Annotated in this window: 12 protein-coding genes and 1 pseudogene; 2 read left to right on the forward strand and 11 right to left on the reverse strand. The window is 67.4% G+C overall.

Annotated features, from left to right (window positions below):
- Positions 1 to 111: 111 nt before the first annotated feature.
- Positions 112 to 1,287: a cytochrome P450 gene (locus BA062_RS35975; protein ID WP_110343618.1), complete on the reverse strand. Its 1,176-nt coding sequence runs from the start codon at positions 1,285 to 1,287 to the stop codon at positions 112 to 114.
- A gap of 88 nt (positions 1,288 to 1,375) precedes the next feature.
- On the opposite strand from BA062_RS35975, the gene BA062_RS35980 reads away from it, so the two are divergent.
- Entirely contained in the window at positions 1,376 to 1,957 is a 582-nt protein-coding gene (locus BA062_RS35980; protein WP_110343619.1) for a TetR/AcrR family transcriptional regulator, read from the forward strand.
- Positions 1,958 to 1,968: 11 nt separating this feature from the next.
- Here the strand turns inward: BA062_RS35980 and BA062_RS35985 are convergent, their stop codons facing one another.
- Positions 1,969 to 2,337, reverse strand: coding sequence for a helix-turn-helix domain-containing protein (locus BA062_RS35985; protein ID WP_245960182.1), 369 nt, complete (start codon positions 2,335 to 2,337; stop codon positions 1,969 to 1,971).
- A 297-nt stretch (positions 2,338 to 2,634) separates the two neighbouring features.
- Between BA062_RS35985 and BA062_RS41485 the strand changes: the two genes are divergently transcribed.
- Positions 2,635 to 2,829 (forward strand): IS3 family transposase, encoded by a 195-nt coding sequence (locus BA062_RS41485; protein ID WP_110343620.1) that lies wholly within the window; start codon positions 2,635 to 2,637, stop codon positions 2,827 to 2,829.
- 67 nt (positions 2,830 to 2,896) lie between these two features.
- On the opposite strand, the pseudogene BA062_RS40840 reads toward BA062_RS41485, so the two are convergent.
- The 9 genes and pseudogenes from BA062_RS40840 to BA062_RS36035 form a co-directional block, all read right to left on the reverse strand.
- A pseudogene (locus tag BA062_RS40840) lies at positions 2,897 to 3,127 on the reverse strand (IS982 family transposase); the annotation flags it as partial.
- A 70-nt stretch (positions 3,128 to 3,197) separates the two neighbouring features.
- Positions 3,198 to 4,316: a CaiB/BaiF CoA transferase family protein gene (locus BA062_RS36000; RefSeq protein ID WP_110343654.1), complete on the reverse strand. Its 1,119-nt coding sequence runs from the start codon at positions 4,314 to 4,316 to the stop codon at positions 3,198 to 3,200.
- 2 nt (positions 4,317 to 4,318) lie between these two features.
- Positions 4,319 to 5,926 (reverse strand): AMP-binding protein, encoded by a 1,608-nt coding sequence (locus BA062_RS36005; protein WP_245960183.1) that lies wholly within the window; start codon positions 5,924 to 5,926, stop codon positions 4,319 to 4,321.
- 117 nt (positions 5,927 to 6,043) lie between these two features.
- Positions 6,044 to 6,472, reverse strand: a complete 429-nt coding sequence (locus BA062_RS36010) for a MaoC family dehydratase (RefSeq protein ID WP_110343622.1) — start codon at positions 6,470 to 6,472, stop codon at positions 6,044 to 6,046.
- Positions 6,469 to 6,879, reverse strand: a complete 411-nt coding sequence (locus BA062_RS36015) for an FAS1-like dehydratase domain-containing protein (RefSeq protein ID WP_245960184.1) — start codon at positions 6,877 to 6,879, stop codon at positions 6,469 to 6,471. Before BA062_RS36015 ends, BA062_RS36010 begins: the two co-directional genes overlap by 4 nt.
- A 121-nt stretch (positions 6,880 to 7,000) precedes the next feature.
- A complete protein-coding gene (locus BA062_RS36020) occupies positions 7,001 to 7,777 on the reverse strand; it encodes a FadR/GntR family transcriptional regulator (RefSeq protein ID WP_110343655.1) in 777 nt (258 codons plus the stop codon).
- A 24-nt stretch (positions 7,778 to 7,801) separates the two neighbouring features.
- Positions 7,802 to 8,734, reverse strand: a complete 933-nt coding sequence (locus BA062_RS36025) for an acyl-CoA dehydratase activase (protein WP_110343624.1) — start codon at positions 8,732 to 8,734, stop codon at positions 7,802 to 7,804.
- A gap of 62 nt (positions 8,735 to 8,796) precedes the next feature.
- On the reverse strand, positions 8,797 to 10,122 hold the full coding sequence (locus BA062_RS36030; RefSeq protein WP_110343625.1) for a 2-hydroxyacyl-CoA dehydratase subunit D: 1,326 nt from the start codon (positions 10,120 to 10,122) through the stop codon (positions 8,797 to 8,799).
- 32 nt (positions 10,123 to 10,154) lie between these two features.
- Positions 10,155 to 11,330, reverse strand: coding sequence for a 2-hydroxyacyl-CoA dehydratase subunit D (locus BA062_RS36035; RefSeq protein ID WP_110343626.1), 1,176 nt, complete (start codon positions 11,328 to 11,330; stop codon positions 10,155 to 10,157).
- Between the last annotated feature and the right edge of the window lie 59 nt (positions 11,331 to 11,389).

The raw sequence follows: 11,389 nt of genomic DNA on the forward strand, positions 1-11,389 counted from the left end.
CTAGTTGCTAGTTCGCGCAACCCATTCGTGAGCTGCGTTCCATCGCTTTGGCCAGCACCGGGTAGAGCCGGGCGAAGACGGGGTGGCGGATCGGCCGGCCGCTCATGGTGGTCACCATCGCACCGGGAGTTCGACCAGTCCACCGGTCAGCACGTCGTGGCGCATACGCAACTCCTCAACATCGACGGCCAAGCGCAGTCCCGGGAACCGGGTGGCCAGCTGAGTGAAGACCGCGTGGAGTTCCAGGCGGGCCAGCGGGGCGCCGATGCAGTACCGCGCACCGCGCCCGAAGCTCAGGTGCGCCCCGGCCGCGCGGGTGATGTCGACGCGATCAGGGTCCGGGAACACCGCGGGATCGTGGTTCGCCGCTCCGTTGTCGAGCAGGACGAGGTCACCAGCGCGGACGGTGTGGCCGTCGATGTCGAGGTCGGTGCGGGCGTAGCGCGGGATGCCGCCACCGCCTTTGCCCGGTGCTCGCAGCATTTCCTCGACGGCGTTGGTCACCAGTCCTGGGTCGGCCACCAGTTTCCGCCACTGCTCTGGGTTGGCGAGCAGGTGCAGGGCGCCGAGGCCGATCTGGACCACGGTGGTCTCGTGCCCGGCGAACAGCAGCGCCATGGACAGCATGGCGGCCTCGTCGTCGGAGACGCCGTCGGTCGCGCACAGCCGGGAGATCACGTCGTCGCCGGGCTCGTTGCGTTTGCGGGCGACCAGTTCCCGGCCGTAGCCGAACAACTCGCCGAGGCCGCGCTCGGAGCGGGCGCGGTCGTGGATGTTGGCGGCATCGGCGGTCCAGGCGCGGAACTGGTCACGGTCTTCGTAGGGCACGCCGAGCAGTTCGCAGATCACCAGGATGGGCAGCGGGACCGCCAGTGCGGCGTGCAGGTCCGCCGGTGGTCCCTGCTCGGCCAGCCCGTCGAGCAGCCGGGTGGTCAGCTCCTCCACTCTGGGCCGCAAGCCGCGCAGGTGCTTGGGCGAGAAGTGTGGCTGCAGCAGGGCGCGCATCCGGGCGTGGTCGGCGTGCTCGGTGTCGAAGTTGCCCTGGGGTCCGCCGAACAGCGCCGACTTCCCGGTCCGGGCCGCGGTGTCCGGGGCGCGGTGGGCGCGGCCGAGGCGGTCGTCGTCGAGCAGGGCCCGGACCTGGGCGTGGCCGGTGACCAGCCAGGCCTCGTCCCCCACCGCGGTGCGCACCCGGTGGATCGCGCCCTGCGCACACAGTTCGCGCAGCCGCGGTGCACTGGCCAGGGGTCCCGTCTGCTCGAACGGTAACTCGGCGAGAACGTCCATCGCACACCTCCATGATGTTCATATGTATTGTACAAGGTAACTTAAACAAGCTGCGCGTCTAAGCTGCTGTGAACAAGAGGAGGGAAAGATGGCCACCGACTCCCCGGCCGTGAAGCGCCTCCCGCGGGCGCAGCGGCGCGAACAGCTCCTCGACGCCGCCACCCGTGCCTTCGCCCGCAGCGGCTACGCCGCGACCGGCCTGGACGACGTCGCCGCGGAAGCGGGCGTGACCCACGTGATCCTCTACCGGCACTTCGCGTCGAAAGCCGAGCTGTACTTGGCAGTTCTCGACCGTGCTTGCGCCCGGCTCAGCCAGGACGTCGGCCCCAGCACCGGCGAGTTCGACGACAACGCCATCCCCGCACTGCTGCGCGCCGCCGCAGCCGACCCGGAGGCCTTCCGGCTGCTGTTCCGCCACGCCGCCCGCGAACCGGAGTTCCGCGACGTGGTCGACAGCGTCCGCTCGGCGTCGGCGGAGATCGCCCACCGCCACCTCCGCGAGGCGATCCCCGCCGGCCCGTGGCAGCAGTGGGCCACCCAGCTGGTCCCGGCGCTGACCCTTGAAGCCGCCATCGCCTGGCTCGACGCAGGCCAGCCCGACGACCCCGTCCACGCGGCCCAGCGCATCAGCCAGGCCATCGAGGGTGTGATCCAGGCGGCCAGCGGCTGACTTCCGTTGCGTCAGCGTTCCTGCGCGATCAGCGGCAGCGCGGGCACCCCGACCTTCGGGCCCAGGACGTCGGGGCCCTCACGATGCTCGGCGCGGGCAGCCAGGACTTTCTGCTCGACCTCATCGCAGGTCCTGGTGGGCATCGTGTGCGGCCGCGACGAGCGCGTGACCAGACCGGCTTCGCCCTCGACCGCATAACGGTCGATCCAGGTCTTCACACACTGACGAGAAACGCCCATCGCGGCGGCGATGTGGGCCTGTGGCCAGCCTGCTTCGTGGCGTTGAACGATCAGTCGACGACCATGCACGGCCAGCCGGGCACTACCGTGGGACACGAGAACCTCCGGGTCGGAGTGGGCCTTAGACAAGCCACATCCCATCCGGAGGTTCTCGCCCGTTCAACCAGGCTCGCCGCTACCAACGTCCTGGCCGGGTACAGCTAGATGCCTATTCTCGCCGCATCATCGGCTGATCCCTGGGCGAGCAGCAGACAACGGGACTCGTCACCGACGCACTCGGCATGGCAATGCTCCGCAGAAACCCCAAGCCCGAATCAACGATTCTGCATTCCGATCACGGCACGCAATTTACATCGTGGGCTTTCGGGAAACGGTTGCGCGACGCCGGGTTGCTCGGCTCGATGGGTACGGTCGGTGACCGCTATGACAATTCAATGAATGGAGTCGTTCTGGGGAACTATGCAACTCGAACTACTCGACACACGATCATGGGAAACACGGGGCCAGCTTGCCAATGCGATCTTCGAGTGGGTAGAATGCTGGTATAATCCCCGGCAGCGCCATTCCAGTATTGGAATGCTCAGCCCCATCGACTATGAGACACATTTATGCCCGCCCCCGCAGGGCACCTGACCCCACACCCAACGTGCCCGCCAAACGGGGGCATCGACAGCCCGGGGCGCTGCGCGGTGAGGGTCGGGTCGTGGTCGAGAACGGCCATCAGGACTTGTCGTTCGTCGAGTTTGGGGTCGGCCAAGGCCCAGGTGACCGGCAGCCCTGCCGGGGTGCAGACCAGGTGCAGGCGCGGCCCCAGAAGAACCGGGAGTGCGACGGGCAGTAGCTGTAGCCCGCCCAGCCGGCGAGGTTCGAGCGTTTGGCGCCTCCGCCGGGAGCGGGCGCATTCGATCGGGGTGGAGTCGACGGCCCTTACGGATCTGCTGCTAGCACTGGCAACCGGACGGTTTTCGACGTGGCAGCGCACCTGGCCTCCCCATCCTGTGTCAGCGGACCGAGGGATTGTCAGCGGCGTCCCACTCTGCCCGCACACTGGCCGTGTCCTGCCCCGGAACCGGCGGATTGCTCGGCGTGCCCGGCCTGCTGCGGGAGAATCGCGGCGCGGGCATGGCCTGGCGACCGTTGCCCGGATCGGACACCGTGCTCCGGGCGACGAGTTGTGGGTGTGCCGCAGCCTCATCGAGGTCCAGGACCGGCGAGACGCAGGCGTCTGTGTCGGCGAAGGCCTCGGCCCACTCGTCCCGGGTCCGCGCCAGAAACGCCTCCGCGAGCACTGTGCGCAAGCGCGGCCAGCCGGAGCGGTCGAGCTGGTCCGGCAGTGCCGAAGAGTCCAGGCCGAGGACCATGAGCAACTGTGCGTAGAAGGCGGGCTCGACCGCACCGACCGCCACGTAGCGACCGTCCCTGCACTCGTAGGTGTCGTAGAACGGTGCGCCCGTGTCGACGACGTTCGTGCCCCTCTCCAGAGACCATAACCCCGCCTCGTGAAGACCCCAGACCATCTGCATCAGCAGACTGCTGCCGTCGACGATCGCGGCATCCACGACCTGCCCCTTCCCGGATCGCCCGCGTTCCAGCAGGGCCGCCAGGACTCCGAGAGCGAGGAACATCGAGCCGCCGCCGAGGTCACCGACCAGGTTGAGTGGTGGCACCGGTGGGCCCCCGGCCCGGCCGATCGCGTGCAGAACGCCCGAAACGGCGAGGTAGTTGATGTCGTGGCCCGCCCGCTCGGCCAGCGGCCCGTCCTGCCCCCAGCCGGTCACGCTCGCGTAGATCAGGCGCGGATTCAGAGCCAGGCAGTCCTCGGGGCCGAACCCGAGCCGGGCCATGACACCGGGACGGAATCCCTCGATGAGCACGTCGGCACGCCGGACGAGAGCATCCACCAGCTCACGCCCTTCGGCTGACTTGAGGTCCGCGGTGACCGACCGCCGACCGCGTAGCACGAAATCCTGCTCCGGAGGCAAGAGCACTGTCGCGTCACCACCCGGGCGCTCCACGCGGACAACATCGGCGCCGAGATCGGCGAGGAGCATCGCCGCATGCGGGCCCGGCCCCATGCCCGCAAGCTCGACGACTCGCACGCCACACAGAGGTCCACCCATCGTCACGCCCCACGCACGGCCGCGTCGCGCGCATAACGCACACCTTCGCGCACCTCGACCGGGACGACCGGGATCGCGCCCTCGACGACCTGCGCTCGAAGCACGTGTTTCCGGATCTTGCCCGACGGTGTCAGCGGGAACTGATCCACCGCCGCCCACAACACGGGAACCTTGGCGTAGGCCAAGCGATCGGCGCAGTACTCATAGAGCTCCTCCACCGGCAGCCGTCCCCCGTCCCTCACCCTGACCACGGCGGCAACGATCTCCCCCAACTTCTCGTCGGGGACGCCGATGACCGCGACATCGGCCACCGCAGGATGAGTGAACACGAGCTCCTCGATCTCCCGCGCGTAGAGGTTCTCCCCACCTCTGATGATCATGTCCTTGAGCCGGCCGGTGATCCGGACGAAACCACGTTCGTCCATTGTGGCCAGATCACCAGTACGCAGCCAACCGTCTTCGGTGACTGTTGCCCGCGTGGCCTCCGGATTGCGGTAGTAGCCGTTCATGACCGAGTAGGCACGGATCCAGATCTCACCGGGATTGCCGCATGGCAGGAACTCGTGCGTGTGTGGATCGACGATGGCGAGCTCGACATTCGCCTGCGGCTGACCGATCGTCTCCGACTGGTCCTGAGGGGAATCCGTGAGGTGGGTCTGCAGGACGATGGGCCCCTCCGTCATGCCGTACACGATCGAGAACCCGCAGTCGAAGGCGTTCTTGACCCGCTCGACGAGTTCCACCGGCACGGTGGCGGCACCGGAGATGACCGCACGGAGGGTTCCGAGGTCACGGTTGCCGAAGTCGGGATCCTCCAGCATCGCGATCAGCATGGTGGGAACGGCGAGAGTAAGGGTGCACTGCTCTTCTTCAATGGTCTGGAGGACCTGTGCGGGATCGAAGCGGTTCAGGATCACGACCGTGCCGCGGTGCGACAGCGGTCCGATCGTCGCGGTGATACAACCCGCGATGTGGGAGAGCGGCAGCATGTTGGCCCACACACCGCCATCCGCGAACCCCGCCCGGCGGGCGCAGTAGAACGACGTGTTGACGACCGCGAGGTGATGGAGCTCCGCGCCTTTCGGGAACCCGGTGGTTCCAGATGTGTACTGGATCTGCACGGTCGACGTCGGATCGAGCCGTGGCAAAGCCACCGCCGGCGGCTCCTTCCCGAGCAGATCGGGCCCCAGAAGATCGAGCACCTCACGAAGCTCGGGCAGGTTCGGTCGTAGCTCCGCGATGACTTCGGCCCTGGAGAAGCCCCGGCCGGTGTCGTCGTGGACGATCCCCGCCGCGTTCGACTGCCCCAGGATGTAGGCGAGCTCCGAGGTCCGATACGCCGGGTCAACGGCCACGAGCACCACCCCGGCCAGAGCCGCTCCCAACTGGGTGATGATCCACTCCGGCGAGTTGCTTCCCCACACGGCGACACGCTCACCGGTGTCGAAGCGCTCGAGGAGGTTGCCTGCTACCCGTTCGGCGGCCGTGAGCAGCTCGGCGTACGTCCACCGGCGCCGGGTCTCGAGGGGCGCGCTCCCGTCGACAAGGGCAACGCGATCGGGCACCTCGGCGGCGACCCGACGCAGCAGCTCTCCCACCGTGGTGGTCAACAGAGGCTCTTCGTCACTGGTCCAGTGGGAGAGCCGCGAGCTCCCCGACGATGTCGCTGGCAACATTGCCGACTCCATTCCTGATGTCGTTCTCGGCCCCTGCGAAAGCCACACCTCTCAACCAGGCATGGCGGGCGCGAGGACCGCTGAGGCACGTCCCTTCAGCACGACCGTCTCGCCTTTGGCCGCGACGACGGTGAGCCTGGCGACCTCACGGCCGTCGTCGCCGGACGCCACGTCGGCGATCTCCCCTGTCAACGTGATCGTGTCGCCGACCAGTACGGGCGCCACGAAGCGGACCTCGAAGTCGGCGAGCCGCTCGACACCGCACCAGTCGGCGATCCACGCGGCGACGATGCCCGCCGTCATCTGCCCCATCGCGATGGGGGCGTCGAAGCCCGCGCGCCTGGCCAGCTCCGTGTCGTAGTGGAGGGGGTTGAAGTCCCCGCACGCCCCGGCGAACCGTAGAACGTCGGCCTGTGTGAGGGGTCCCAGGATCCGCTCGGGCAACTTCTGTCCCGTTTCCACGACGAACGATCCGCTCACGTGCTCGGCCTCTCGATCACGACATCTTCCTCCGTCGCGACGATCTGCCCGGTCGCGTCGACGAAGTCGGTCTCCAACGTCAGCACCCGCAAATCGCCGCCCGACCCCGGCTTCCGCTCGTCCTTCACCACGCGTCGTGTTCCGACGATCATGTCGCCGACGACCATCGGGCGCCGGTAGGTCCAGCGGACGGAGCCCACCACCACGCGCCCGATGTCGAGTCCGAGCTGAGCGACCCACTCACGCTGGTCGCGATAGTGGAGGCTCACGACGACGTACGTCGGGGTTGCGACGACGTCGGCGTGCCCCCTGGCCACGGCGACCTCCCGATCGGTGTAGACGGGATCCTCGGCGAAGGTCGCCCGCGCGAACTCCCGCACCTTGCCCCGCTCCACCTCGAACGACACGACATCGACAACGCGTTCCAGAACGACTCCTTGAATTTGGTCTGACCATGATTTTGGACACAGCTGTCCCAGGTCAGACGAGCTGAATCCGCTGACCAGCGCCCCTGCGCCCGAGCCTGGCTCAGTCGGCAGGGACGTCGATCTCGACCCGGTCCTCGACGAGCTTGACGGCCGAGGCGTACGCGTGCACGTGCTTGCTCATGCGACGAGCGGCGGCAGCCTCGTCCTGGTCCCTGATCGCCTGGGTGACCGCCTCGTGCGCGCGGGCCGTCGCCTTGCGGACGTTCTCGTCGACGAAGCTGCGGTTCTCGGTCGACAGGTAGATCGCCTTCGACAGCGCCGACATCAGGCCGACGAGTAGCTCGTTGTGGCTGGCCTCGGCAACCCCGACGTGCCAGTCGACGTTGGCCTGCAAGAAGTCCGCCAGCGAGCCGGCCGACCGCGCCATGGCGGCGTTCGCCGCGTCGATGCGCTCGAGATCGGCATCCGTGCGCCGCCTCGCCGCCAACTGCGCGAGCATGGGCTCGATCGTCTCGCGTGTCTCGAGCAGCGTTTCCATGCGAATCCGACGGCCCTTGATGAACATGCTGACCGTGCTGGCGACCGACTCCTCACCCGGCAGGCGGACGAACGCACCGCCGGCCCGTCCGGTCTTGAGCCTGACGAATCCCTGTGCCTCGAGGATGCGCAGCGCCTCGCGCACCGTCGTGCGGCTCATCTGCGCCTGCGTGACCAGGTCCCGCTCCGGTGGCAGGGCCGTGTCCTCGGGGAAGTCACCGGAGAGGATGCGCTCGCGCAGCGTGTCCGCCAGCACGTCCGAGGCCTTCGGAACCTCGATATGGGGCAGCTGCACGAACGTCCGGACCGTGGTGGCCTGCTGGTCTGTGTCACGTTCCATGGACATCTGTTTCTTCCCTCTCCCCTAGACCACGCGACCAGACGGCGCTGTCAACGTCAACATGGTGACACTCGACTCTGTCTTGCTACCGGCGCAGTCAGCGCATGATCCTGATCCGCCGTGGTCATGGGGAGGAGCCGGGGCAGTCGCGTTCTGGTCCGGCTGCGAGCCTCCGTCGAGCGACTCGGCCGCGAGCAGTGCCGCACCGTAGGCACCGGTGATCTGGGGGTTCTCCGGAATCAGAAGTTCCTCACCCAACGCCTCTGACAAGGAGTGGACCACCGCCGCGTTTCGTGCGACGCCACCGGTCAGGGCGACCGGCGAGGCCTTGCCGACCTGACCGATCAGCCCGAGGGTGCGAGCGGCGGCCGCATGGTGGACCGAGGCCGCGATATCGGCGGGATCATGTCCCTTGGCGAGCAGAGCGATCACCTCCGTGACCGCGAAGGTTGCGCACAGGCTGCTGATCTCGAGATCCGCCTTCCCCCTGCTCGCGAACTCGCCGAGGGACTCGATGTCGGTTTCGAGCGCGTGGGCGAGGCCCTCGTAGAAGCGACCGGTACCGCTTGCGCACCGATCGTTCATCGCGAAGCGTTCGACCCGCCCTGCCTCGTCGACCTGGATCGCTTTGGTGTCCTGGCCGCCGATGTCCACCACGAGCCGCACCCCCGGGAACAGCGCCGCGACGCCCCGGGCGTGCGCACTGATCTCGGTGAAGACGAAGTCGGCGCCGCCCGGAACGAGTCGTCGCCCGTAGCCGGTGGCGGCGACGGCCCGCACCAGGTCGCGCTCGATCCCGGCTTCGCCGAAGGCCTCGTCGATGGCGCGCTGAAGCCCCTTCCGGCTGACCGTGCCGGTCTCGACGACCGCGGTCGCGACGATCTCGCGCCGCTCGTCGATCACCACGCACTCAGCCGACGTAGACCCCAGGTCCATGCCCACGACGTAGGCGCTCATCAGCACTCCTTCTCCGCTACCTACCCTGACCGCATCCGCCGGGACGCACCGTCCCGGCCGGGTCAGTTTCGCGCCCGCTTGGCATCGATCGTCTCCAGCAACGCGGCGAGGCGCGTCTCCAGGATTTCATCCTTGTAGAAGGCCGCGTCGGCGATGTCGCCTTCGAAGAAGGCCGTCGGAATCCCGAGCTGGTTCTCGGCGACGCGGGCGAGCAGGTGCTGGTGGTTGGTGTAAGCCCGGCAGGTACGCGACGCGTGGAAGATGACCCCGTCGATCCCGTAGTCGTCACAGTCCTTGGTCATCGCCTGCTTCAGCGTCTTGAATCCCTGACTGTTGGAACACAGCAGGTAATGCTGCGCCAGTCCCCGCAACGGGTTCTCCGGATCGATCAGCTGAGGTTCCTGCCAGAAGTTCTGGTGGGTGTAGCGCCCGCAGATCACGGCAGCATCGGCGTCGGCGAACTTCCTGGCAAGCCAGCCGAGCTTGTTCCAGTTCATGATCCCGTCAAAGTACAGGCGGTACCGTTCGTCGGCCACGCCGGCGACACCGCTGGCGAGCCGGTCGGCGACCTCGTCCTTGACGCCCTGGAAGTAGTCGATGAGGCGCTGCTCGGCAGGCATGAAGTTGATGTGCGCGATGCTCGCGACCCAGTCCCAGTACGTCGCGGGGGCTGGCTTGGCCATGCAGAGCGCCATGGCTTCCCGGCGCAGCTGCGAGGCGGCCTTGATGTAGCTCATGATCTCGCCGAGCTTGTCGTGGTCGAAGGGCCGCCCGGTCTGAACCTCGAGGAACTCGATCAGTTTCTCGAGCTGGTCCACCACATAGTCGGTGGCTGTCTCCCACTCCTCGCCGACGAGGTAGCCCGCATCCGGTTTGCTGCCGAACATGTACGGCAGCGAGAGCGTGAAGATCGGGACCTTCTTGCCGAGGATCCGGTAGGACATCTGGTCCCACTGCTGCCCGGTGCTACAGCCCTGGTAGCCGTTGACGAAGAAGTCGGGCTCCGGGAGACGGCTCGCGAGCTCCCGTTGGTCCACCGTGTCGACGATGCCCGTCTCGCTCTCGCCGAAATCATTGGTGAGGACCGCACACCCCAGGTGCGTGCGCGAGTAGGAGCACAGCTCGTTCACGTAGCCGTACTCCTCCCCCGCGAGCTGTGCCGGGCCCTCGAGGTGCTGAGCCGCCAGCCGAGCGGAGAAGGCCTCGCCGTGGCACCACGAGATTCCGGCCGCTTGGAACAGCGGGTTGAGCGCGTGGCCGTTGTACCAGACGACCTGGGCGCCACGCTCCCGCGCGGTGAACAGCTCGTCCCAGTACGCGCCGACCAGTTCGCCGCCGCGGCCCGTCATCCTGAGCCGGTTGGACTTGTCTTCGAGCAGACTCGCCATCGTGTTCCCTTCCGTGCGGGGTCGCACCCGCGTCAGGCAGTCGGCACCCGCGTGAGCGTCCTGCTGCGCTTGGCCTGTTCGAACATCGCCTCGATCCGCGTGCGCATGGTCTCGAGCGGCATCCCCTCGTGCTCGGTTTCCAGGAGCAGGTGGGGGATCCCCTTCGCTTCGAGCGCCTTGCGGAGTTCGGGGAGGTAGAGCATGTGCGGTTCGCAGTACTTGACGAGCAGCGAGATCACCACTTCGGCGCCGCTGGAATGCACTGCGTTCAGAAGGTAGGTGTCCCAGTCGACATCGGACTGGGCACGAGTGGGACAGGGGATGTTGACGTTGCGGTCGAGGTACTGGCCCACGAGAGCGTCGACGGGCGAGCCGGACTCGTCCGCGTCCGTCGAGATGTAGCGGGCGCCGTGGAAGAGGTCGTCGTCCACCACGATGCCGCCGCTTTCCTCGATCACCTCCAGCAGCTCCGGCTTGGGCGCATGACAGAAGTGCCCGGAGAGGTGGACCCGGACACGGTCGTCACGCGGCGCGGCCGAGGACTGCGCGACCAACTCCTCCAGAAGCGCGTTATGTTCCTCGCGCTGCATGACCATGCTCGACTTCACCATGGTCTGCAGCTCGCCCGAGGTGAACCGCGAGTCTCCAGAGCGTCGCTGCTCGTACAGAGCGCGCAGCAGCCTGCGACCACGGTTGTAGGTCTTGATGCTCTCGCGGAGCCGCTCGTCGGTGATCTGGACGCCGGCGAAGGACGACAGCTCGTCGACGAAGTCGGTCATCGTGAGCCGGGCCTGGTCGGTCGTCCACGGGTCGTTCATCGAGGAGATGAGCTGACCGAAGTAGAACCGCCGGCCGGCGGTGAGCTCGCGGATCACGTCGGCGGCGCCGATGAGCTGGATGCAGTGGTCGGCCATGAAGAAGCCGTCGTAGGCGTCGAGGCGGCCCGTGGCGGCCTGGTCGGCGAGGTTGCGGGAGTAGCCACAGTTGAACTCGCTCAGGAGGTTGTTGCCCAGCGTGATCGGATTGCGGTCCTCTTGCACGATCACGGGCAACAGGCCTGCCGCGTGGGCGATCTCAGCCGGGAAGTTCATGGGGAACGCGGCGATCGCGCGCCCTCCGGTCCTCGCCTTCCACTGCTCGACGTAGCCGGTCGGGTCCTCCGCGGCCCTCGACATGGCCGCCAGTGGACTCACCGCTGTGTGCTCCATGGCGAAGCCTTCCTTCCTCAAATCCGTCCGACACGCGAACGAATTATGGTCTGATCATA

The sequence above is a fragment of the Prauserella flavalba genome (genome assembly GCF_003202235.1).
In the GTDB taxonomy this organism is placed as follows: Bacteria; Actinomycetota; Actinomycetes; order Mycobacteriales; family Pseudonocardiaceae; genus Prauserella_A; species Prauserella_A flavalba.